At 37.8% G+C, this 23,133-nt stretch carries 24 protein-coding genes and 1 other annotated feature; of the genes, 20 read left to right on the top strand and 4 right to left on the bottom strand.

Annotated features, from left to right (window positions below; all coding sequences use genetic code 11):
* Positions 1-9 precede the first annotated feature (9 nt).
* From H540_RS0112845 to H540_RS0112800, 10 genes are all read left to right on the top strand, one after another.
* Positions 10-405, top strand: coding sequence for a thiol-disulfide oxidoreductase DCC family protein (locus H540_RS0112845; protein WP_425388118.1), 396 nt, complete (start codon positions 10-12; stop codon positions 403-405).
* Between the two features lie 257 nt (positions 406-662).
* A complete protein-coding gene (locus tag H540_RS0112840) occupies positions 663-1,100 on the top strand; it encodes a BrxA/BrxB family bacilliredoxin (RefSeq protein ID WP_028401013.1) in 438 nt (145 codons plus the stop codon).
* A gap of 39 nt (positions 1,101-1,139) precedes the next feature.
* Positions 1,140-1,937: a class I SAM-dependent methyltransferase gene (locus H540_RS0112835; RefSeq protein WP_028401012.1), complete on the top strand. Its 798-nt coding sequence runs from the start codon at positions 1,140-1,142 to the stop codon at positions 1,935-1,937.
* A 19-nt stretch (positions 1,938-1,956) separates the two neighbouring features.
* Positions 1,957-2,167 (top strand) — a binding site (T-box leader).
* Positions 2,168-2,208: 41 nt separating this feature from the next.
* Complete coding sequence (gene argS / locus H540_RS0112830; protein ID WP_028401011.1) at positions 2,209-3,894, top strand: arginine--tRNA ligase; 1,686 nt, start codon at positions 2,209-2,211, stop codon at positions 3,892-3,894.
* Positions 3,895-4,507: 613 nt separating this feature from the next.
* Positions 4,508-4,849 carry a PadR family transcriptional regulator gene (locus tag H540_RS0112825; RefSeq protein ID WP_028401010.1) on the top strand — a complete coding sequence of 114 codons (342 nt, stop codon included), beginning with the start codon at positions 4,508-4,510 and terminating at the stop codon, positions 4,847-4,849.
* A complete protein-coding gene (locus H540_RS31420; RefSeq protein ID WP_051317087.1) occupies positions 4,846-5,604 on the top strand; it encodes a permease prefix domain 1-containing protein in 759 nt (252 codons plus the stop codon). The genes H540_RS0112825 and H540_RS31420 overlap by 4 nt, the downstream gene beginning before the upstream one ends.
* Before the next feature lie 464 nt (positions 5,605-6,068).
* Positions 6,069-6,446 carry a hypothetical protein gene (locus H540_RS29595; RefSeq protein WP_034670930.1) on the top strand — a complete coding sequence of 126 codons (378 nt, stop codon included), beginning with the start codon at positions 6,069-6,071 and terminating at the stop codon, positions 6,444-6,446.
* A gap of 14 nt (positions 6,447-6,460) precedes the next feature.
* The gene (locus tag H540_RS0112810) at positions 6,461-6,922 is read left to right on the top strand and encodes a GNAT family N-acetyltransferase (RefSeq protein ID WP_028401009.1); all 462 of its coding nucleotides are present in this window, start codon (positions 6,461-6,463) and stop codon (positions 6,920-6,922) included.
* A 173-nt stretch (positions 6,923-7,095) separates the two neighbouring features.
* Positions 7,096-7,350: a hypothetical protein gene (locus H540_RS0112805; RefSeq protein WP_028401008.1), complete on the top strand. Its 255-nt coding sequence runs from the start codon at positions 7,096-7,098 to the stop codon at positions 7,348-7,350.
* Between the two features lie 164 nt (positions 7,351-7,514).
* The gene (locus H540_RS0112800) at positions 7,515-8,384 is read left to right on the top strand and encodes a PhzF family phenazine biosynthesis protein (protein ID WP_028401007.1); all 870 of its coding nucleotides are present in this window, start codon (positions 7,515-7,517) and stop codon (positions 8,382-8,384) included.
* Between the two features lie 1,070 nt (positions 8,385-9,454).
* Here the strand turns inward: H540_RS0112800 and H540_RS0112795 are convergent.
* Both H540_RS0112795 and H540_RS0112790 read right to left on the bottom strand, forming a co-directional pair.
* On the bottom strand, positions 9,455-9,853 hold the full coding sequence (locus tag H540_RS0112795; RefSeq protein ID WP_028401006.1) for a hypothetical protein: 399 nt from the start codon (positions 9,851-9,853) through the stop codon (positions 9,455-9,457).
* A gap of 398 nt (positions 9,854-10,251) precedes the next feature.
* On the bottom strand, positions 10,252-10,503 hold the full coding sequence (locus H540_RS0112790) for a hypothetical protein (protein WP_051317086.1): 252 nt from the start codon (positions 10,501-10,503) through the stop codon (positions 10,252-10,254).
* A 455-nt stretch (positions 10,504-10,958) separates the two neighbouring features.
* Here H540_RS0112790 and H540_RS0112785 point away from each other — a divergent pair, with 455 nt between their 5' ends.
* On the top strand, positions 10,959-11,279 hold the full coding sequence (locus tag H540_RS0112785; protein WP_028401004.1) for a hypothetical protein: 321 nt from the start codon (positions 10,959-10,961) through the stop codon (positions 11,277-11,279).
* A 153-nt stretch (positions 11,280-11,432) separates the two neighbouring features.
* Here the strand turns inward: H540_RS0112785 and H540_RS0112780 are convergent, their stop codons facing one another.
* Complete coding sequence (locus H540_RS0112780; RefSeq protein ID WP_028401003.1) at positions 11,433-12,224, bottom strand: leucine-rich repeat domain-containing protein; 792 nt, start codon at positions 12,222-12,224, stop codon at positions 11,433-11,435.
* 463 nt (positions 12,225-12,687) lie between these two features.
* On the opposite strand from H540_RS0112780, the gene H540_RS29590 reads away from it, so the two are divergent.
* The 9 genes from H540_RS29590 (at position 12,688) to H540_RS29585 (ending at position 22,352) form a co-directional block, all read left to right on the top strand.
* The gene (locus tag H540_RS29590) at positions 12,688-13,395 is read left to right on the top strand and encodes a TVP38/TMEM64 family protein (protein ID WP_081415117.1); all 708 of its coding nucleotides are present in this window, start codon (positions 12,688-12,690) and stop codon (positions 13,393-13,395) included.
* Positions 13,396-13,534: 139 nt separating this feature from the next.
* Complete coding sequence (locus H540_RS0112770; RefSeq protein ID WP_028401002.1) at positions 13,535-14,275, top strand: hypothetical protein; 741 nt, start codon at positions 13,535-13,537, stop codon at positions 14,273-14,275.
* Between the two features lie 28 nt (positions 14,276-14,303).
* On the top strand, positions 14,304-14,483 hold the full coding sequence (locus H540_RS0112765; protein ID WP_028401001.1) for a hypothetical protein: 180 nt from the start codon (positions 14,304-14,306) through the stop codon (positions 14,481-14,483).
* Between the two features lie 514 nt (positions 14,484-14,997).
* Positions 14,998-15,333, top strand: a complete 336-nt coding sequence (locus tag H540_RS0112755) for a biotin/lipoyl-binding protein (protein ID WP_028401000.1) — start codon at positions 14,998-15,000, stop codon at positions 15,331-15,333.
* A gap of 375 nt (positions 15,334-15,708) precedes the next feature.
* A complete protein-coding gene (locus H540_RS0112745) occupies positions 15,709-17,913 on the top strand; it encodes a sensor histidine kinase (RefSeq protein ID WP_034670928.1) in 2,205 nt (734 codons plus the stop codon).
* Positions 17,894-18,541: a response regulator transcription factor gene (locus H540_RS0112740; RefSeq protein WP_028400998.1), complete on the top strand. Its 648-nt coding sequence runs from the start codon at positions 17,894-17,896 to the stop codon at positions 18,539-18,541. Before H540_RS0112745 ends, H540_RS0112740 begins: the two co-directional genes overlap by 20 nt.
* Positions 18,542-18,827: 286 nt before the next feature.
* Positions 18,828-19,151: a hypothetical protein gene (locus H540_RS0112735; protein ID WP_028400997.1), complete on the top strand. Its 324-nt coding sequence runs from the start codon at positions 18,828-18,830 to the stop codon at positions 19,149-19,151.
* A 93-nt stretch (positions 19,152-19,244) separates the two neighbouring features.
* Positions 19,245-20,606 (top strand): DJ-1/PfpI family protein, encoded by a 1,362-nt coding sequence (locus tag H540_RS0112730; protein ID WP_028400996.1) that lies wholly within the window; start codon positions 19,245-19,247, stop codon positions 20,604-20,606.
* A gap of 1,092 nt (positions 20,607-21,698) precedes the next feature.
* On the top strand, positions 21,699-22,352 hold the full coding sequence (locus tag H540_RS29585) for a DUF1801 domain-containing protein (RefSeq protein ID WP_081415116.1): 654 nt from the start codon (positions 21,699-21,701) through the stop codon (positions 22,350-22,352).
* A 458-nt stretch (positions 22,353-22,810) separates the two neighbouring features.
* Here the strand turns inward: H540_RS29585 and H540_RS0112720 are convergent.
* A partial coding sequence (locus H540_RS0112720; RefSeq protein ID WP_028400995.1) for a DUF188 domain-containing protein occupies positions 22,811-23,133 on the bottom strand: 323 nt, incomplete at its 5' end.

The following is a 23,133-nucleotide window of genomic DNA, read 5'->3' as shown; positions in this document are numbered from 1 at the left end:
GGGAGAGATATGATTACAGTATTTTATGATGCTTGGTGTCCGCTTTGCACGGCTGTTTCGGAACGAACGAAAAAGCTGGATGTACAGCGAAAAGTGAAGTTTATTTCGTTTCGCGAGCCAACAGTTGCAGCAGATTACGCATTATCTCCTGAGCTTTTAAAGAAAATGGAAGACAGATTGTATGTATATGACGGGAAGAAATGGCATGAGGGCATTTATGCGGTTCGTAAACTGGCGAAACAAATTCCGTACTATTGGCTGCTTGTGCCTTTTGTACAGCTTTCAATTTGGATAGGGATGGGGCAGCGATTATATGATTTCATCGCATCCCGCCGTTCTATCGTACCGACTGGGCATTGTACGGACGGTGTGTGTGAAATACCGAATCGCAAACTGAAGTCATAGTTTTGTGAACACTGTACTTATTTAGAAACCAGTGAAATGAACAAGCAATATAAAGAAGCCGAAGCACTTCTGCTCGATGCGGAGAACTATGAGATTTAAGTTTCATTCGAGCCGTTCGTGAAACAATGCACGGAGAAATCCGATGAGTGATCATCTTTAAATCAATATTTCTAAGTTCAGACATACTAAGGAATAGTAAAAATCGGTATATATATGGTATCATGAAGCTGGATATGATTTTTGAAGGAGAGAAAAACATGGTAAATGCATATGAAGAATACATGAGACAAATGGTTATCCCGATGCGTCAAGAGCTTGTTCGCGCCGGCTTTCAAGAACTGACGACGGCTGAAGATGTACAAAACTATATCGAAAACGCGACTGGCACAACGCTTGTAGTCATCAACTCTGTATGCGGCTGTGCGGCGGGGCTTGCACGTCCGGCTGCGGCACAAGCATTATTGCGTGCGGAAGAAAAGCATCCGGATCATCTTGTGACTGTGTTTGCGGGTCAGGATAAGGACGCGACTGCGATGATGAGATCGTACTTTGACGAAATTCCGCCTTCTTCTCCGTCTATGGCGTTATTGAAGGGGAAAGAAGTCGTGCATTTCATCCATCGTCATGAAATCGAAGGAAACAGCCTAGAAGGCATCATGAACAACCTTCTGGAAGCTTTCGAACAGCATTGCTAAAAGGGAGAAATTTCTCCCTTTTTGTTTTGGAGTGATATGATGATTGTAACAACAGCAGGAAGAACGAATCAGGAAATGACCGTATATGCAAAGCAGGTCGCCGCAGATTTGGATAGTCCTTTTGCGATAAGAAAAGATGATTCCGTTCCAAATATGCAGGAGAGACTTCATGACGATATACTTGTAGTAGGAAAAAATCGGTTAGAGATATATCCATACGGAGGCGAGGATTCTTTCTTTTTTCATCCCAACTCCTCCAGCTTCCGAATCAAACGCCTAATGCGCGGGGAGCATGATCCGTTTTTGCAGGCAGCGCAGCTGGAAGAAGGAATGACCATGCTTGATTGTACACTCGGCATGGCATCCGACAGCATTGTCGCAAGCTATACAGTCGGAGCATCAGGAGCAGTGACTGGAATCGAAGGGAACCGTTATCTAGCATATATCGTGAAAAACGGCTTGAAAACGTGGCATGCTGATATATCAGAAATGAATGAAGCGATGCGCCGTATTTCAGTCCTTCATACCGATCATCTTACATATCTACAAGATTGTAAGGCTGACTCCTTCGATGTCGTGTACCTCGACCCGATGTTTGAAGAAAGCATTCTCGAATCAGATGGCATTCGCGGCTTAAAGCACTTCGCATTATATAATGACATAACAGATGCAACGATGGAAGAGGCGCTGCGTGTGGCGAAAAAGCGTGTTGTACTCAAGGATCACTTTCGCAGCAGTCGCTTTGAACTATACGGTTTTTCCGTATTTCGCCGCAAATCTGCGAAATTTCATTTTGGCGTGAAAAGCAGCTTGCAAAATAACGACAGTCGTATATAATAAACAGTAAGAAAATTTCGAAAAGTCTAGGATGAAGAGAGTAGTCGGCAACTGAAGCAACAGCGAGTCAGGGACGGTGGGAGCCTGATGCAACGGAGCGGATGAAACGCACTTCGGAGACGTTTGCCTGAAACGAAGTAGGGCAAGCCGGGGGTCCCCAACCTCGTTACAAAGGGGAAAGAGGTTCAAAGAACCAAAAGGGTGGTACCATGGGAAAGCTCGTCTCTTGTTTAGAGGCGAGCTTTTTTATTTTTATGAGGAGGATGGGAATATGAAATATAAAATTGACGCTGCCAAAGAACTATATCAAGTGCTAAAAGATGCTCTGTCATTAGAAAAAATCGAAAGACTGCTGGAAAAACCGAAGCATGAACAGCACGGCGATATTGCCTTTCCTTGCTTTGAACTAGCGAAAGCGTTCCGAAAAGCGCCTGTCCAGATTGCATCTGAGCTTGCCTTACAGCTCCAGTCTCCGCTGTTTGCGAAAGTGGAAGCGGCCGGCCCGTACGTGAACATCTTTTTAAACCGTCATCATGTAAGCAAAGATGTGATTGGAACGATTGTTAAAGAGAAAGAACTATATGGAAACAAAGAGTTTGGAACAGGTAAAACAATTGTCATCGATTATTCATCTCCCAACATCGCAAAGCCGTTTTCTATGGGACACTTACGTTCTACTGTAATCGGAAATTCTCTCAAGCGCATCAGTGAAAAATGCGGCTATGAAGTAGTGGGCATCAACTACATCGGGGACTGGGGCACACAGTTCGGCAAGCTGATTGCTGCCTATAAGAAGTGGGGCGATGAAGAGAAGGTCAAACAAAATCCGATTAAAGAATTGTTTCGCCTCTATGTGCATTTTCATGAAGAAGTAAAAGAGCATCCGGAATTGGAGGACGAAGGACGCGCATGGTTTAAAAGATTGGAAGATGGAGATCAGGAAGCTGTTGTGCTATGGACATGGTTCCGCAGCGAATCCCTGCAGGAGTTTTCACGTATTTATGAGCTGCTTGGCGTCAAGTTCGACAGCTTTAACGGCGAAGCATTTTACAATAATAAAATGGATAAGATGGCAGACTATCTCGAAAACTTAGGTTTGCTTACGGAGTCTGAAGGAGCTAAAGTCGTTTCATTAGAAGAAGGCATGCCGCCTTGTTTGATCAAAAAATCGGACGGAGCGACTTTATATGCAACTCGTGATTTAACCGCAGCGATGTATCGTCAAGGAATGTATAAATTTGACCGCGCTTTGTATGTTGTGGGAGGAGAGCAAAGTCTCCACTTTGAACAAATATTCGCAGTGCTGAAGAAAATGGGTTATTCCTGGGTAGAGGGAATGTCTCACGTACCGTTCGGCTTAATCTTAAAGGACGGTAAGAAAATGTCTACAAGAAAAGGAAAAGTCGTTCTGCTCGAAGAAGTCATCGCAGAAGCAATCGCTTTGGCGAAACAAAATATTGAGGACAAAAACCCGTCTCTTCCGAACAAAGAAGAAGTTGCGAAACAAGTAGGCGTGGGTGCCATTTTGTTCCATGACTTGAAAAATGAGCGTATCCATAACATCGAGTTTTCCTTAGAGCATATGCTAAAGTTTGAAGGAGAGACAGGACCGTATGTGCAGTACACGCATGCGCGTGCTTGCTCAATCTTGAGAAAGTCGGACTTTACACCGGATAACGTCAGCGCTGCACTGGCAGATGACACAAGTTGGGCTGTCGTGAAGCTATTAGAAAGCTTCCCAAAAGTGGTCGAAACAGCGTTTGAGCGTTATGAGCCATCTCACATTTCAAAATACATTTTGGATTTGGCGCAGGCGTTCAATAAGTATTACGGCAATGTCCGCATACTGGAAGAGGATGAAGGAAAACAAAGCAGACTGGCACTTGTGTATGCAGTGACAGTGGTGTTGAAAGAAGGTTTACGTTTATTGGGGATACAAAGCCCGGATGAGATGTAAGTTTTTTTACTTTATTTACTTAATTGACGAAAGACAAAACGTAAGTATCCCAGACAAAATGTAAGTATCCTGAACAAAACGTAGGTATCCCAAACAAAACGCAAGTACCCTGTGTTCAAAAATCATCAATTTAATATAAATACGTATATATTGCATAAAAATAAATAAGCTTGTCCATTGCAGAGGACAGGCTTATTTATTAGGGATAAGACAAGCCATAATTGAGACAGCCACCGCTACCAGTAGGTGGAGGATTGCTTAAATGAATTTACGGAAAAAATAAAGCATATGCTTATAAGTTAACCACAAGCAGAACATCCATTTTTTGAAAGGGCAATTAACAAAAAGGCTCTGTTAAAGAATAGTGTTTTCTTATTAACCTAATGAGTGTGTTAATTGGTATTCCGACACCTCAACACGGATATGATACGCTGAGAAAACACAAAAGCCCCTATATGTTAAATATATATAAAGGGAATATTCTCCCGTGATGAAAAACCTGTATCAATGATTACTTGGTAATCTACGATACAGGTTTTTCTTACATTTTTTGAAGGAATACCTTGCATTATTAGGTAATTACATTTATAAAGGATATAGGAGGTGAAAAAATTTGGAAATAAACAAGGAGGTTTTAAAAGGACATATCGATACATTGATCCTCTCCTTACTACAAGACAGAGATATGTATGGATATGAATTAGCGAAGCTCGTTCTAGAAAAAAGCGAGAATCAGTTTGAATTGAAGGAAGGTACGCTGTATCTATCTTTAAAACGTTTAGAAAAGAATAGATGGATTGAATCCTACTGGGGAGATGAACAAGGTCCAGGGGGAAGAAGAAAATATTACACACTCACACCCTTAGGCAAGAAAGGCTTCGAGCAAAAACGCTCGGAATGGCAGTTTGTTAAAAAAATCATAGATTCTTTTTTGGAAGGGGGACATGATGTATGAAGCGAATTGATGAATTTGTAAACAAGATGTATGCCCATGTTGAGGGCGATAAAAAGGAAATACAAGAATTGAAAGAGGAAATGCGTTCGCATTTACTTGAAGCGATTGAGGAATTACAGGCAGAGGGGAAATCGAAACAGAAAGCTATTTCCATTGCGTTAGAACGATTTGGTGATGAAAAACAATTGACAAAAGGGCTGTTCGGGTTATTCACAGCACGAAAGCAAATGTTCAAACCGTTGCTCCATTTCTCTCTTGTTTGTTTCGTTATTTGTTTGTTATCTTGGATGGGATTGACTTGGAGAGACCATAAGATTGCGGATGAAAGCAAAAGAACGAATCAAGCTGTCCATAGAATGATGGTGCAATCATTACACGAAGATAATCTTTCTTCAAGTAAGAAGGAAGAAATCATTTCAACTGTTAAAAAATTAGCGAACGATAAAAAAGTTTCTCTCTCTCTTTATCAAAAACCACAAGACAGTCCAGAGAAGTTAAACAGTGAGGATTTGTCGCAAGCATTGGCAAAGAAAGAAAACGTGATAACGTATGGGGACAATCAAACTCATAAGTATGGGGGCGGTTTCGTTTATGAAAACAAGCATTGGTATGCAGAATTCGGATATGAAGAGAATCCGCATTTTAAAGATTTTTACTTCATCCCGTATGGACTGTTCAGCCTTTTCGGAGTATTAATCATGACATATCTTTTCCTCACATACTCCTCACGAAAGAAAAAAGTGTATCTCTATTAAAGAAACGAAAAAGCATCGGTTGAGGTGACAAATTACAAAACGTAAGTATCCCAAGCAAAACGTAAGTATCCTGATGGCCCATCAGAAAAGGTTTATGAAATTGCAATGGTTATGCCTGTCTTCTATACTGTCAGGCGGACTATACCCTTGGAATGATCTTTTTGTTTCCGGGCAAGGAGTTCGTGCATACATGCGCTACAATTCCGATCTCAATCTTATGTGAAAGACTTCTCCGGTTTGGAGGGGTCTTTTGCCGTTGCCTCCCATTACTAACGTATTCCGATCGCGAAAATCCTTGCTAAGTATGCAGAAGGCAATAAATAGTTGCCGCAGTACACAAGTGAAGAAAAATTGTAAGGAATAGGGGTTTCCAAAGCTTGGATGAATAGATAAAGAATTCTATGGTAAAAAGCGGTACTCAAACGTTGTGGTGACTGGTAAAATTATGTAAAGGGGGATTGCCAATGAAACGAATAGGATTGTTGTTGGCCTTCGTCTGTTTTACCATACTTGCCGGATGTGATGACACGATGCGCTATGCTGGAGAAAGCAAGCACTGGAAAGGTACGTTGATGATTATCCAGTCTGAGGACAGCGAAAGACGCGAAGGTTACATTCTCTACAAAGGTAAAGATAGAGGCAGTATCAAGCACGTACAATGGCGCGTAACAGATGGCATTTGGGAAAGTAACGGTAATATGCCGCTAGATAACGGTAGAATCAATCTGAGTTCATTCTGCAGTGGATGTGCGACGTATGACCGGGAGGAACCGTTTACGGTAACGGTTGAATGGAACGGTAAAAAAGAGACGTTTCAAATGAAACTAAAAAGAAAAGAATAAAGGGAGAATATTTTATGGTTATTGATTTATTAGAAAACCAAGCTGACTTTATCAATGATGTTTCAAATATGATATATAAAGAATTTGTAGTTAATACAGGTAGTAAAATGACTTTTGATGACGTTTTTACATACTTTTCAAATACACACTCTAAACAATTGCCAATTACTTTAATAGCAATAGAAGAAAATGAGTGTATAGGCACAGTATCAATATTTGAAAATGATTTAAAAGAACGAAAAATATACAAGCCTTGGCTTGCTTCTTTATATACAAAATCTGAACATCGTAGTAAAGGTGTAGGACAGAATTTAATAAGTGAAACATTAAAAATTGTTAAGGAATTAGGTTATAAAGAATTATATTTAAGAACAGAAAATGCTTCAACGTACTATCAAAATAGAGGATGGAGTTTTGTGGAAACTATTTCAGATGATAAAGGGCAAGAAATAGATGTTTTTAAGTTTATTCTATAGAACAATGAACCATTAAAGAACTAGATTCCACTTTGTTAACGGTATAAGAACCTATTCTAAATAAACAAAAAAACTTCCGATAACACACATTATGTGAACTAAAAGTCTTTCCTTACCTAAGATAAGTGGGAGGCGATTACATGATTTTGAATTAAAAACATGGAGTGAATAATATGAGTAAAATTACTTCACGTGCTCTTCCTTTTATTTTTCCTGTATCAGCTGTTTTGATATTTTGGATGGATGTAGGAAAATACACCCCACATATTGGAATTTCGTTACTATTTTTAGGCATAGCATATAGTTTATACAATATGATGACACAGAAAAAAGCAGTAGTTGCATCAACAATAAACATATATTTTATTTTAATAATTATATTAGCAGGCGTTATATTATTCTTTTTAATGATTAAATCGGGTGTTTAGGGGATTACCTCCAACATTTTAACAAAAAATAGGTTAATCCAATTTTTGGATAGATAAAGCCTAAAGGGATTTTTTATAGGATCCTAGATACATTGACTATCGATAACACTGATTATGTGAACATGACATAATCAGTGTATAAATTACGAAAGAAGGAAAATGTATTGAGAACTAAAGTATACATTTTATCTGCCTTTACTAAAGATGGAGAAGGCGGAAACCCGGCAGGAGTTGTTCTAGATACGAAAGACCTCACAGAAAAAGATATGCAATTTATTGCAAGTACATTAGGTTTTTCAGAGACTGCTTTTATATTGCCCTCTATAAATTCAGATTATCAAATTAGATATTTTACACCGAATGAAGAAGTAGATGTATGTGGGCATGCGACGGTTGCGACTTTTTCCTTACTAACTCAAAAGGGAATAGTAAATCCAGGAATATATACAACAGAAACAAAAGCAGGGGTACTAAATGTACAAATTTACGAAAATCATATGGTTTTCTTACAGCAAAACCCTCCGAGTTTTTTAAAAGTCCTACCTTTTGAGGAAATTATAGAATCATTACGTATAATTGAAGACCAGTTGATGCCTAACATGCCCATCCAAATCGTGTCAACAGGCTTACGTGACATCATTGTACCTGTAAGAAGCCTTACTGACTTATTGGAAGTTAACCCTGATATGAAAAAAATCACTGAAATAAGTAGAAAATATAATGTAACTGGATATCATGTATTTACACTAGAAACTTTATATGATTCCACAGCTCATTGTAGGAATTTTGCACCTTTATATGATATTCCTGAAGAAAGTGCTACTGGTACATCAAATGCGGCTTTAGCTTGTTATTTAGTAAAATATGATGACAAGAAAGAAAGCAAAGAAAGAATCTTTACTTTTGAGCAAGGATATACAATGAATAGCTCCTCAGAAATTACTGTAAATGTATCTGTTCATTCAGGTGATTTTGCAAATGTTCAGGTGGGAGGCTTTGCTTCTACATTCAAAGAAAAGTGGATTGATATTTAAGTAAAATAGTTTACTACTAATAATCTGAGTTATATGAATATGCCCCCTTCTGGATTGCTAGATGGAGGGAAGTTTTATAGGCTTTAGACATATTAACTTCTGATAGCACTGATTATGTTAACCACAAAAACGCCTTATTAGGCGTTTTCAACAATCTGAGATTCCCAAAATGGGAATCTTTTTTTTATGAAGAAAACCCAAGAGTGTGGATTGTGAAGGTTACTCCCTATCTTGTCTGAGCAATTGTTCGATTAAGGAAGAGGGGCGCATTGCATAGATATGCAAAAGAAAATAAAAAATGACAGAATCCTTTGTAGTAGGATACTTACGTATTGTAACAACAGACGAAAGGTCGTAAAAATGAGGATACCTACGAATTGTAACAGAGAAGAAAAACAAAAACACCAACTAGAAGGTTGGTAAACGGAATAGGATACTTGCGTTTTGTATCATGACATTAATGTGAAGTGATAAATAAGTTGTACCCTTTATAAATAAGTTGTACCGTTTATATTTAAGTAGTACCTTTCATAATAAAGTTGTATCGTATATAATGAAAATTCTATTTGTGTTTATATACATGTTTTAGAATTATTACGCATTACGTTTGGGAGTTATCGGAATTTAAATTTAATTAGTAATATCATCACCATTTCGAATTGTGTAAAAATAAATCCATTAATTTGTATTTGGAAGTGACAGGATGAATATATAGCTGTAAAGTGACAAATAAGATGTATCTTTCCTACTTAAGTTTGACCTTTTACAAATAAGTTGTATCCAATCAATGCTGCAACTACAAATCAGTTTAAATACAAAAAAATGAATTAATATACAAATAGTGAAAAGGTAATATATGTATGTTTTTAGTGGGTAACTTACACATACATACCGTTACCTTTAATGACTATATATAAACAAGAAAAGGTCGGAAATCCATTTCTAACGGGTTCTCTTTTGAAGTACAAAACATGAATGAGTAGTTCAATTCGCAGACTAAATCGCATAAGAATTCGCAGTAGAATTAGTAAAGGGATTGGCATATTTGCCAATCCCTTTGTCTATGTTCTTTAATCAACGAGACCGTATCCGACCAATTGGAAGGTTCTTGTATCTGCAAACACCACTATGTTGTTTGGTTTTTGTTTTTCATTTGTCGTAAAATTAACCAGATATACTTCTTTCCCAACATACGATTTATCTGCATTGGAGCCTATCATGCTTTCCTTTAGAACCGTTTTGGATACTGTCGCATCTTTCCACGTTCCTACAATCCGTTCCTTGTTTTCTTGGGATAACTGATTGAATACTGCTTCCATCACGTCTTGCTCTGTACGAACTTTTTTGTTTTGTGCTTGGGTCTGCTCTGCGCTTGTTTGCGGCTTACCCGCAGAAGACTTCGTATCGTTCGTACAAGCCGCTAAACATAGAAGTACGCAAACACTTACAATTGCATTCATTTTTTTCATATTGCGTCCTCCTCACTAGATTAAAGTGATGTCGTTGCTCATGACCCTGTGATTTGGTCTTAATGATACACCACAATCCGTATATTCTCAATACTCGACATAACGATATATATACCTTCACCTCATGTAGATGATATCATACAGAGTAAAAGTTCGTTCGGTCAGACCCAACCGCTGGGCAGGAGTCAATTCATTGCCGTTACCCGTTTTGAACGGAACGCAGAAGTTGTAGAACGTACGCAGAATTGTTAGGGCGTACTGAGCGTACTTCGAGAAGGTATGCGTGCCAACTGTTCCCGCAGGAACAGTTCACCGAGATGATAGATCGAGCATGTGTCGTATCCCTTGTATTTGCCCCATTCTAACAGTTCGCTTCGTTCAACTTCGTCATAATCGTTTCACTCCTCGTGTTGTGACAGTCCAATCGCTTTGAGAATGCGTTTGTTGTTGCGACGGGATTGCACCCATTCCAGAAACTGCTTGTCTTTTAGGAGATTGCGTTGCAGGAACTCGTCCACGATTTCTTGTTCGCTGTATTCGCAATACTCAGCGTAATATCTCACAATCGCCCGTGTTCGTTCAGATATGTGCCAATCCACAGGTTCAACTTGCTTGTTCTTGGGTTTGATAAATTCCAGCTTCCCCGACATGTCGGTGTTCTCCCTTCAATTAGCAGTGGTTTTGGTACCTATTTTAGCACCCCTTTTAGCTGGTATACAACGAACATTGTACTTCTGCGAATTTATGCCCAAAATGACCAGAAACCTTGATATATCAACAAAAAATAAGCAACCAATCCCTATGCGAATTTGGTTACGAATTACCTTGCTATTTTAGTTTTTGTACTCCAAAAGAGAACCCGATAATCCATTTCGCGCCTTTTTTATTTCTTGGCTTTGTTAAAGGTGAATGTAGATTTTTATCATTCTATACCTTATTTAACTACCATGGAAAGACGGTTTATATTCCATCCTCTATGGTGCAGCATTGCTGCATGCTTGGCTAACGGGGCAGTTTAGTCGAATAAGAAGCATGGTATATAATGATTAGGCTGTTTTCGTAATGTTTGTTGCTCCTGATATACTTAAGAAAAGGAGGAGTATGTTTGTTCAAACTAGATAATTTAGACCGTACAGTAGAGAATTTAAAAAGCCTAATTCTTGATACAATAAATAATCAAATTTCTCATAAAGAGCTTGCTGATTGGTGTTATGAATATTGTGATGATTATTGGTGTAGTATGGAAACTTCAGAAGAAGATAACTACGATAATGATAAAGGTCTCGATGTAGCGATGGAAATTGATACTCAGTGGGAATTGTTTCTTACCAATACATACTCCACTTCAGAACTTCAAGAAATGGATTTTTCAAATGTAAAAATGCCAGAAGAATGGCTACATAATTGGTTGCATAAGCTTGTGTGACGCTTACTCTAAAAGCAACAATTTATGCGAATTATCAATACTAAATTTCAAAAAAACTAATATTGATCGTACCTTTACGTCGCGTATATATAACTTATGTAGATAAAAATATGCCCCTTGTTAATTAGAAAGGGGCATAAGGTTTCATTGGTCTTATAAATCTCTATATTTATCTTGTAGCGATTTAAATTGTTCCTCATATTTTTTCATTCTCTTCATATCAACTTTTGAATTTAAAAGTGGCTTACGCTTGCCTATAACCATTATATCTTTATCATCAATAGAATTTGACAAATAAATATATGGCTGGAAATATTCACATTGTGTATTCGGAAGAGTGACAGATAGCCTTGCGTATTCTTCTGTTGGAAACTGATTAGAAATTTTTAATTCTTGAAGCCCTGTTAATTGAGAAACAGGTTCTAATGATTCATCTTTCGCGCTGATATTTGATAAAAAGAGATATTTCAGATTACTTAGATGTTTTAGCGGTTCCAGTGTATTTAACTTTAGCGTATTCCAAATACCTCCTTCTAAGTGTAACGATTCCAGCTTCTTACACCTTTGTATATTTCTAATATCATTTAATCTTTTAAAATCAATAATTGTTAAGGATTTTAATGAGGTATTTTTGGTTATATCCCATAATCTACTTGCTTTTGGATTCCATTCTAACTCAAGCGTTTCGATGTTTGAGAGCGATTCAAGCGATGATAAATCTTCCACTCTCATTTCCTTAACGTAAAGAAACTGAGGATTTACTAAGCCAATAATAGTATCGAACTCTTCTTGATTTACTGTATAGACCCATAGCTTTTCTAGATTTGATAGAGATTTTAATTTCGTAATATTTTTAGTCTTACCATGTATCATTAATTCTGTTGTAGAAATTTCTATCCTATCTAAATCGCCAGTTGATTTTGGGCGTTGATCTACATGAAACATTGGTCACATCTCCTTATTTAGAAAGAGAAAATTCATCCTTCACAACAACACAGTTACTTTCTGTACAACTTTGTTGTTATTCCAGTGGTCTGGAAGGGGTCTTACTAAGTAAATGTATATATACATTATCGCAAACGTATGTACGATAAAAACTATAACTACTATGATAAATTAGCATTGATATTGTTTCTTTAACGTATAAAAAATAAGTAGTAACTTATCGTCAAGTACGATAAGTTACTACTTATTATTATAGTATTAATAATTCGCAGATATTGTGGTTATAAGAGTAAAATGGACGAACTCAATTGAGAATCTAAATCACAGTTCTTCCTGATATGGGTTAATGAAAATATTATATGGAACATTTTGGGAAAAATGAGGGAACGAAGCATTTACATTCCTCTCTCTGATATAATGTTTTTCATATAAATATAATACCATTTTGAATAAGGAGATATGGATGTTTAAGAAAATAATTAGTCTACTTTTAGTGGCAGGTATTATTGTACTAGGTTTTACACAAAAGGATATGCTGCTTGAAATTGTAAAAGAGGGCGGGATATATGCTGTTCTGATTGGAATCTCACTTGTCGCTATGACTGTATTTTTCCCCATTATTCCCTTTGTCGTGCTGGCTGGGGGCATTGGTGCGATTTTCGGTGTATTACAAGGGATATTAATATCGTTAACCGGCGCAATGATAGGAACCATGCTATTGTTCTTTTTATCACGGTACGGATTTAGGGATTTGGCACAAAACAAATTAAAACAGTATCTAAAATTACAGGAATATGAATCCTATTTAGAAAAAAACTCTTTTATGGCTATCTTATTTTTTAGGTTGGTTCCGATTGTTCCAGCACTTGTTATGAATATTGTTTGCGGACTAAGTAAAGTAAATTGGACAACATTTTTCCTTGCTTCTACAATTGGGAAAATACCTAACATTTTAATTATTACTTTTGCCGGAGCAAGTTTTACCCAAAATAAGTTGTTATCATTTGGTGTATATGGAGCCTATATGTTAATTCTCCTATCCATTTATTATGTCATTGTTTCTAAGAAAATGAAAAATAATTACTATATAATACGAAAAACTAAAATGCTTCCAGATCGCAAGAGGAAGAAATTATTATTCTTTGAAAATTACGACCGAACAGAAAAGTGACAAGAGGGCCTCGTCGGGAGATGAAGGTCCTTTTTGTGCAAATAGAAGATGCATCTATTAACTTGCCAAAAGTAATTAAAAAATGTAAAAGGTATATTTTGACTGACAAACCTGCGTTATAATAAAATTTGTAATCAACATGAAGAGAGTATACGTATGTCACGCCTCTCATTTACGGGAAGCTGCAAATCAATGTACGCAAACCGGAGAGGCAATTGAAAATATACATAGACGCCTTCATCAATCCCTGATGAACATGCAACTAGAAGCAAGGAGAAAATTAGAACTAGAACGACTTTCGCATGAAGCGGTACGTCAGATCGAAGCCTTGCAACATCGGTATCGCGACCTGGCTAAATATTTACATGACACTGCGGCGCGATTTGAAAAAGCAGATGCAGCAGGCATTCTTGTTTGGGCACAAACACTAAAGGATGTAGGTGTCGGAGTAGGTGCAGCGTTTCCATTTGTAAAGGCGGGTCTTGCAGGGACTTTGCTCAAAACAAACAGCATGGAGATCGTGAAAGCAGAGAACGGCTTGCACCGAGTGCAAAGTGCAGCTTGGGTTCAAAAAGGAAAAATGGAAAGCTTCCTGACCAAAAACGTCTTGAGTTTAGGCAAGCAGCTTGAATTTGTAGGCAGTATTCCGAAGCAAATGGTAAAAGCAGGAGCGCCAGGGGCAGTTGTTATTAATACAGCCTCGGAAATTCCAAAAATCAAGGATTCGTTCAGCGCCAATCTCGCGAAAGAACAAGATTACACCGTGACGTTATCCAACATATCTGAAGGCATCATGAGCAGCTTATTTACTCATACCTCTTACAAAGCTGGCACGCGCTGCGCTCGCATCAGAAGACCGAACCATATTCACACTAAGTGAAAATGGAATCCAGCACGAAACAGGGAATGTGCCTTGGCAAACGATTGCAGATCTACGTGCGGATCTGCGTTTCGGCAGTGCTGTACTCATCATTACCACAACAAGCGGGAATGAATTGATCCTTCGCACAGATAACCTTCTCACCCAAGGAGAGCTCAATAAATGTGTCATTCCGATTATGGAAGAACAACGAGCCATGTACGCTTAAAAGGCTTCTATATTGTTAGTAAAGCCTGAAGTACATACTAAAAAGGTCCCAATTGTATCGGGACCTTTTTATTGCCATTTTTTTCGTTCCTCATCATCCACAATCAGGCAATATCCTCCTTTATCTTTCCTTATCCATCCTTCATTTTGCAGTTGGTGAAGGTGTTCAAGAACGGATTTTTTTGCCATTCCTAGCTCTTTTACAATGACATTGGAGTTCACATTAATTGAGTAGACAACTATTAACGATACTATAAAGGAAAAGCCTATTTTTAAGCCAAACGTTTCATTTTTCTTAAAGAAGGGTTTTTTATCCGCCTACTAACACTCCTTTTTGGGATGATTGTCTCTTAGCTTGATGGATATGCGGTGGCACCCCAAAATTCTGCGGTAATCCTCCAAAAGGTTGCGGGTTTAGAAGCAATCAAACACCATACAATGAAACCATCCAATATAGCAGTGGAACCCTAGTCGAAATAAACACAGATATCCAATGAAAAGGTGGAGGAAAAATAATGAATACAAAACAAAAAAAGAAGAGTAAAAAGAAGATTGTGATTTGGTCCATTGTTGGGCTTGTAGCAGCATTTATAATTTCAGCCATGTTATTTACGCCAAAGGGACCTGGTGATTTTGAAGAAGAAAAAGCAACAACAGGTAACATTACAACCTATTACAGTTTTTCAGGTGCAGTAGAAGCAAAAAACAAAAAGACGATCATGAGTGAAGGAGCAGCACAGATTAAAGAAATTAAAGTAAAAGTAGGCGACCAGGTTAAAAATGGCGATGTTTTGATGGAAACAAAACAAGGGGACAAAATAAAGGCTTCATTCGACTGTTTTGAATGCTGATACGATTTTTGCGATGAAAAACGGTGAAATCGTCGAATGCGGAAATCATGAAAGCCTGATGAAACAAAACGGTTATTATAAGAACCTTTATTCGAAACAAAAAAAGATGAATGGGGACCCAAAAAGGGATCAATGGGAGGTGGCAGGTTGACTAGTGTATGAATATTAAAAAATGGCGAAGAGAATAATCTCATCGCTTTTTTATTAATTTTCTTAAATTATCCATCTTTTCATGTCCGAATTGTCTTGATAATACACCACCGTATATACGATAGAAGTGAATTATTGCGGGCACTTACTATTTTTTTGCGTGTTGGATAGATTATTTGGCCTTTATAATTAATACTATACGATTGATCCCAGGAGGGGATAGCATTGAAAAATAATCAAAATCTGTTGAGTAAAGAGGAAAGGTACAAAATCATTGCTGAGAATACATCCGATGTGATCGTTCTGGTTGATAATGATGCTATTGTGAGATATGTATCGCCATCTTTTCAATCAACATCTGGTTATACTATTGAAGAGTATGAAGGGATGGATGCATTCGACCTGATTCATCCGGAGGATAGAGACCGTGTCCGCTTATCGCATATCCAAGTTGTTCAGACCCAAACTTCTGTAGCTTTAGAATATCGAATCATTCATGCAAAGGGTTCAACCATTTATGTTGAGACAAAAGTAAAGCCTGTTTTTGATGACAATGGGAATGTTATATATGTTGTAGCGGTAGTTAGAGACATAACAGAACGCAAAAAGACAGAGCAATTGCTTGAAAGTATATTAAACAGCATAAACGCAGCTGTGATGTCCACAAACACCGATTTTCACCATTATACATTTTGTTCAGAGTCCATAGAGCAAATATCCGGGATTCCAAGAGAAGAAATCATGTATAATCCCATTCGGATACATGATCATATCCATCCTCATGATAACGAAAGGCTCATGGGGGAAATAAAGGAAAAGCTGGATAGGGGATTACCCATTAATGAAGTAGTACGATTTATCCATATGGAAAATCAAACAAAATGGGCAAGGATGATCATCCATCCTTATAAGGATAAAATGGGTGCTATCGAACGACTTGACGGCATTATTTTGGATATTACAGAAAAAAAACAGTCGGAGCTTGCTCTTGAGGAGAGCGAGCAAAGATATAAGTCCTTATTTGAAAATAATTTGGATGGAGTATTTTCCATTGATTTAAAAGGTAATTTTGTCAATGCCAATCAAACCTTTGAAAAGATTACTGGCATCCAAATGGATCAGCTTCCTGACCGTTGTTTTATTGGCTTGATTTATGATGAAGATCACATGCCTGTTTACCAAATCCTATCTGAGGTCATGCAATTGAAGGAACCAAGAGATGTCGAATGTCGCATTACACGTTCTGGACAAGGTGAGAAAATTGTCAATATTACCTTTGTTCCGATCTTCCTTTTGGGTGAACTCAATGGAGTACATGGTATTGTAAAGGACATTACGAAACGAAAAAGAGAAGAGCTTGAATTAATTAAAAGTGAAGAAAGATATAAGTCCCTTCAGCAAAGTATCAATCGTTTCTCTAACGACCTTGCTAATGTCATGAAAGTAACAGAACTGGAAAAACGCCTGATTGAAGAAGTAAAAGAAATATTGCCAATTAAAAGTGTATCCATTGAAGAAATACCTAGAGGTCAGGAATTAACTCTCCAAAATAAAAATGAGAAATGGATTAAAATTGCCGACAAGGAAAAGCAGGTATTTTTAAAATTGGCGATCGAACAAACCTTGGTTAAAATGGAAGAGGAATGGCTTGACACCGCCGTTCATTATGTTTCGATACTGTATGATAATCTTCATTTCATTGAAGATCTGATGAAAAGACTTGAGGACATGGTCAAGAATAACGAAACACCTAAATGGATGTTACGGCTTTTATTTCGACTATCTGAGAAGGAAAGAGCATCACTTTCCAGTGACTTGCATGATTCTGTTTTACAGGATTTGATTATTTGGTATCGAAAGCTTGAATCATTACGCTCCAGCACAATATTTAATAAGGAAACAAAAGATGAACTTATCCAAATTGAGGAAGGATTGCTTGATGCCATTCATCAAATTCGTATTACTTGTAATGAACTTCGTCCTCCATTTCTCTTAAAGTTGGGACTGGTAGATTCTTTAAAAAGTTTATTTTCATACGCTCGGATGTTTACAAATTACGAGATTGAATTTTCTGCATTAGAATTGGAAAATCCGCTTAATGAGGATCAAATCCTTGCAATGTATCGAATTGTTCAAGAACTGTTAAATAACGCCACCAAACACTCAAAAGCATCGAAGGTAAAAATGGTTTTAAGCGGAAATCAAGAACAAATTCATTATTCGTATAAAGATAATGGTATCGGAGTGGATTTATCGAGTTTCGAAGGAGCATTTAAACATATGGGTCTTGCAGGTATCACCAATAGGGTACTTAGTTTAGATGGAAAAATAGACATTACATCAGCTCCTAATGAAGGATTTCAGGTAGATATTTATATCCCAACAACTATACAACAAAAAGGTGATTACTATGGAAATATTATTGGTTGATGATCATAGGTCGGTCGTTGAAGGAACGAAATTGTTAATTGAATCTGAAAAGGACATGAATGTCACGATTGAGACGGACGTGTATTGTGTCCCAGATCTGGTACGTCTTCAGAATTTTGACGTGATTCTATTTGACTTATATATGCCCAATATGAACGGAGCTGATCTAGCTCGAAAGGTCCTTGACCTTGTTCCCGATGCGATCATTCTTATTTATTCAGGATTTGAAATTGCTCCTCATTTTAATTTGCTGATGGAATCTGGTATCTCTGGTTTTATTTCAAAAACATCCACCAGGGAGCAAGTAATCCAGGCTATACGCAGCGCAGCTAGGAAAGAAGCTATCGTTCCGATGCAGCTCCTTAAACAATTGAGACGTAAGGAAATTGTTTTGGAAAGTGAAAAAGCAAATGAAAAAACGACCATTACTCAAAAAGAGGATAAACTGTTAAGAGAATTGGCAAAGGGACTTAGCAATAAAGAAATCTCTAAAACTTTGTTGATTAGTCAACGATCATTGGAATATAGTCTGACAGAACTTTTTCAAAAACTAAAAGTAAATTCACGGGTGGAAGCGATAAAAAAAGCAAAAAATCTGGGGATTTTGCCAATGGAAGATTTATATTAGCCATTTTAATGGACCAGAATTAATTTATCGGGTCCCCTTTTAGGAGAGAAACTCATTAAAGCTTGGTGGAAGCTTTATTTATGCACCAGGTCTTTCTTTTATCGAAGAAGTGTTAATAACATCGAACAAATCATTTGTAGTTGTTACTAATGAAAATTCGACTAAAGTATCACGAATTACTTAAAAAAAATCCTTGTTATTCTTCAACTCGGGGCGCTTTAGTTGAAGAAGGAATAAAAAAGTGAATTAGGTTAGGCAATAAAAAAGCTTGGAAATGTAAAATGTAATGACTCCAAGCTTTTTTGCTGTTTATTGTGCTATTTGGGTTGCTAAAAATATTTTTCATTGCTTTATAACAACTAAAAAATACCGTTTATGCCACGCTCTAAAGCGCCTTGCCTCTATGGCGCTATCTCAATTTGGCGGTGGTACTCCAAAATTCTGCGGTAATCCCCCAAAAGGTTGCGGGTTTGGAAGCAATCAAACGACGTACAATGAAATCATCCAACAAAGCAGAACCCTAGTCGATAAAACCACGATATCCAATGAAAAGGTGGAGGAAAATAATGATAAAGTTTTCGTATTTTTAAATATTTATATCTTTGATTAATTGATAATCAAAAAAATTTGTATGAGTTTAGTTTGGTGAAATTATCTAAATCCGTTTGTGTAAACCAATAAATTTATAAATGGGGGAAAACAATTGAAAAAAGTATGGCGTTTCATCGTGTATGTGTGCGTTTTCGTTCTGTTTGTGGGAGGAACCGGAGCGATCGGTTTCATGAGCACGCTGCAGGAGACTATGTCGGTTTACGATAAGCCGGTTCCTGTTTCTTTACAAAGCATTCAAGCTCCTGCCTATGATTCGAAAAAGCCGACAGTGGCCGTTATTTTGGCGAATGAAGTGACCGAGGTGTTCGATTTTCTCGTACCATACGAAATGTTCTCCATGACGAGCTCATACAATGTGTTTGCGGTAGCTCCCGACAAAAACATCAAATCGTTAACAGGCGGCCTTGATGTCGTACCACATTACACTTTCGACGAGTTAGACAAATTGACGGGCAAAGGTCCGGATATAATCGTGATCCCTTACATGCCGATTTTGGATGAGGCGAAATACAAGCCTGTCCGCGATTGGATAAGGAAACACTCCGGCAAGGAAACGACCTTGTTGTCCATCTGCGATGGAGCGGAAAATTTGGCGGATACCGGCCTGCTGAACGGAAAATCTGCGGCAGCGCATTGGAAAAATATCGGAAGATGGGAAAAGAAATATACCGAGATTACCTGGAAAAGGGATCAGCGTTACGTACCTGACGGCAACATGGTCTCTTCGGCCGGCCTGACTTCGGGGATCGATGCCACGCTGTACGTCATATCCCGGCAAATGGGAGAGCCGACAGCGGAGAAAGTGGCGAAGGAAATGAATTACCCTTCCTACGATTTTGTTCAGCATCCGCAAATGGAGCCTTTCACGACCGGATTGAGCGATATCGTCTATGTTTTGAACAACGCGTTTCAATGGAGCAAAAAAAAGAACGGGGTCCTACTGTATGACGGGGCCGACGAGCTGATGTTATCCTCGGTTTTTGACACGTACGGGGCTTCCGGCACGACGACAACGTTGACGATATCAAGCAAACGCGAGCCGGTTGTTACCCGGCACGGTCTGAACCTGATCGCTCGATATCAAATAGCAGATGCTCCGAAACTCGACAAAATGATTTTTGTGGGACCGGACGTTAAGACGCGCGCTGCGGGCGATATCCGAAACTGGAACGAGAACGGCGGAAAGGCTGAGCAGCTTTACCTGCACAGTGATGCGCCGGAGCGGTTCGCAATGGAGCCTGCGTTTGAAGATTTGGCGAAGCAGGAAGATATCCGGACGGCAAAATTCGCCGCCAAGCGGCTCGAGTACCGCGCCACAAGCCAGCTTAAGCTTGAAGGAGCACCATTTTCGTACGAAGCGTTCGGCATCCCGATCGGTGTCGGCTTGTTGTCTCTGGTCGTCGTTTATTTGGCAGACAGACGTTTCGTAAGGAGAAAGACTGTTTCCGCATGAAAGGGGAAGCCAAAGAAGCATCGCAGACGACCGGGTCTGGATGCTTCTTTTTTGTTGATCCAGGAGGGAGCTGCCAGTTAATATAAAATTGCTTATCCGGGGCTTCTTTGGCGTGGGCATTTTTGTAGAAAACGACGGAGGACAAACAAATTGAAGATACATAGCAGTGCACTTATACTTCAATCCGCATCTTGTCCTTCACTAGCTTGATGGGCATGTGGTACCATCACATGCTAAAAAAAATACAAAAAGAGCCATTAAATGTGGCTCTTTTTGCATGTAAAGGTATTTTGTATAAAATGTCGATTCAAATTCATAATAATTTAAAAGATAATTTCAATCGGTAAAATATTGCATTTTTAGCATATCTAGTACATAACCAGAGATCCCAAACTCGCACCATTACAGGCATGTATAAAATCCTGCATATTTCATAATATTGGAGATTAAGAGAAATCCTTAGTATAAAAGGATTTTTGATAAAATCTAACTTCCGATAATGACATGTTATGTAAACTTCACATGTATAGAATATACAACATTGTAAAGTGATATGATGAGGTTATAGAAGTTACTATTCTTTTTTATCATCAAAATATCAACATTAAAGATTAACATAGCTAAATAAAAAAGGGAGTGTTCAGAAAGTGGTGATTTTCTGGACAAATATGTTGGTAGTAATCCTTATACAGAAATATATATAAAAGTGTAGTTTAAGGAGAGATTAGGTTATTATTCGCTATTCAACAAACGGGCCATTTTGTGGAATAAGAGAAGGAATTGTTAGGAAGTAAATTGAACTCTAAGTTATCATTATCATTAAGTAATAAATAAGCAATTTTATTCTTAAATGTGATTTGATGAAAATGATTGAAACATTCAATCAAATTGGATTTTCAGTTCACCACATCGATCGAGAAGGTTTGATCCGCCTAAACCGATTCGAGCAAGCTTGCCAAGTGGGTCATGGAAAATATTCAAGGTTGATGAATATTCAAGTAAAGCCAAAAAGTGATAGAAAGAATTTGAGAAATTGAGAATGATCATTCTTGACTGTCAGCTGATCGAAAAATTGAAGAGGGGTGTTCCTTGATGACAAATAGTAGAATGAATCCTAAGGTTGATGAATTTTTAAGTAAAGCTAAAAAGTGGAAGGAAGCATATGAGAAGTTGAGAAATATCGTTCTTGACTGTGAGCTGACCGAAGAATTTAAGTGGATGCATCCTTGTTACACGTTTGAGAAAAAAAACATAGTTTTAATACATGGATTTAAAGAATATTGTGCGCTTCTGTTTCACAAAGGTGCCTTGTTACAGGATGCCCATGGGATTCTAATCCAACAAACGGAGAATGTACAGGCGGCGCGCCAGATTCGGTTCACCAATGTTCAAGAAATAGTTGAAATGGAAACCATTTTGAAAGCCTATATTTATGAAGCCATTGAAGTTGAAAAAGCCGGTTTGGAAGTGAATTTTAAAAAGAATACAGAATTCATAATTCCTGAAGAATTTCAAAATAAATTCGATGAAATCCCTGCCTTGAAAACTGCTTTTGAAGCATTGACGCCGGGACGGCAAAGAGCATATATTCTTTATTTTTCTGAACCCAAACAATCCAAAACTCGAGAGTTAAGGGTTGAAAAATGTATGCAGCAAATTCTCAATGGAAAGGGATTAAATGATTGCACTTGTGGACTATCTCAAAAGCAGCCCTACTGTGACGGCTCGCACAAGTACATTCGATAAGAAAATCAATTAATCAAACTTTAAGATATTACCTTACTTTGCGTTTATTCGAACTCCTTTTTAGATCGCAGGTAACACTCAATCAAATAATTTAAAATGGAAAAAAACAAAAAAGTGATTCGTAGAGTATAAGCAAACTACCGTGTAACAGGCTTACGCATTACCAGCTAAGAAAAGAATAATACTGCACACAAAAGTGTACCCTTTGGCTTTTTGCTGAAAGGTACGCTTTTCTTGAACGGGTACGTTAGTACAACAAGCTATAAGCAGCAATCATAATCATTTTCTTGATCTTCCGCAATCGGGCGCAATTCCAGAATAAGAATTGCACTCTTTCTTTACAGGAAATAATTATACTGTTTATTCATGTGAGTGTAGTGTAAGGCTTTAAAAAAGAACTGAAATACTTGTCACAATATTATTTTTCTAGGTTTTCCTTAAAAATGGACAGTTCTTTTTTAACGTGAAATCGCTCTTTTAAAAAGCCCCCTAAATTTCTCCCTATCTTCTGATGTAAATGGTTTTGGCCCCTTTGTACGCTTTCCGCTTTTTCGAGCCATTGCACTCAAATAACGTGTTTGTAATAATTGGTCAATGTTTTCATTTGTATAGCTATACCCATTATGGTGAAGAACCGTACACCCTTTTGCTAAACCTAGCGAAGCAAGACCATAATCTTGCGTAACGATTATATCTCCTTTTTCTGCTAACTTCATAATCCGATAATCCGCAGCATCTGCTCCAGAATCAACATAAATGGTTTCCACTCCTGATGGTTGTT

Origin of the sequence: Ectobacillus panaciterrae DSM 19096 (assembly GCF_000430785.1) — a bacterium.
GTDB lineage: Bacteria > Bacillota > Bacilli > Bacillales > Bacillaceae_G > Ectobacillus > Ectobacillus panaciterrae.
Note: the sequence above shows the minus strand (reverse complement) of the source record. Positions and strands in the feature narration are given on the sequence as shown.

Bases quoted from the DNA above. Each gene is read 5' to 3' on its own strand.
- H540_RS0112845 (WP_425388118.1), top strand. From the start codon at position 10: ATGATTACAGTATTTTATGATGCTTGGTGTCCGCTTTGCACGGCTGTT.
- H540_RS0112840 (WP_028401013.1), top strand. From the start codon at position 663: ATGGTAAATGCATATGAAGAATACATGAGACAAATGGTTATCCCGATG.
- H540_RS0112835 (WP_028401012.1), top strand. From the start codon at position 1,140: ATGATTGTAACAACAGCAGGAAGAACGAATCAGGAAATGACCGTATAT.
- argS (WP_028401011.1), top strand. From the start codon at position 2,209: ATGAAATATAAAATTGACGCTGCCAAAGAACTATATCAAGTGCTAAAA.
- H540_RS31420 (WP_051317087.1), top strand. From the start codon at position 4,846: ATGAAGCGAATTGATGAATTTGTAAACAAGATGTATGCCCATGTTGAG.
- H540_RS29595 (WP_034670930.1), top strand. From the start codon at position 6,069: ATGAAACGAATAGGATTGTTGTTGGCCTTCGTCTGTTTTACCATACTT.
- H540_RS0112810 (WP_028401009.1), top strand. From the start codon at position 6,461: ATGGTTATTGATTTATTAGAAAACCAAGCTGACTTTATCAATGATGTT.
- H540_RS0112805 (WP_028401008.1), top strand. From the start codon at position 7,096: ATGAGTAAAATTACTTCACGTGCTCTTCCTTTTATTTTTCCTGTATCA.
- H540_RS0112795 (WP_028401006.1), bottom strand. From the start codon at position 9,853: ATGAAAAAAATGAATGCAATTGTAAGTGTTTGCGTACTTCTATGTTTA.
- H540_RS0112790 (WP_051317086.1), bottom strand. From the start codon at position 10,503: ATGTCGGGGAAGCTGGAATTTATCAAACCCAAGAACAAGCAAGTTGAA.
- H540_RS0112780 (WP_028401003.1), bottom strand. From the start codon at position 12,224: ATGTTTCATGTAGATCAACGCCCAAAATCAACTGGCGATTTAGATAGG.
- H540_RS29590 (WP_081415117.1), top strand. From the start codon at position 12,688: ATGTTTAAGAAAATAATTAGTCTACTTTTAGTGGCAGGTATTATTGTA.
- H540_RS0112770 (WP_028401002.1), top strand. From the start codon at position 13,535: ATGAAGAGAGTATACGTATGTCACGCCTCTCATTTACGGGAAGCTGCA.
- H540_RS0112755 (WP_028401000.1), top strand. From the start codon at position 14,998: ATGAATACAAAACAAAAAAAGAAGAGTAAAAAGAAGATTGTGATTTGG.
- H540_RS0112740 (WP_028400998.1), top strand. From the start codon at position 17,894: ATGGAAATATTATTGGTTGATGATCATAGGTCGGTCGTTGAAGGAACG.
- H540_RS0112735 (WP_028400997.1), top strand. From the start codon at position 18,828: ATGACTCCAAGCTTTTTTGCTGTTTATTGTGCTATTTGGGTTGCTAAA.
- H540_RS29585 (WP_081415116.1), top strand. From the start codon at position 21,699: ATGACAAATAGTAGAATGAATCCTAAGGTTGATGAATTTTTAAGTAAA.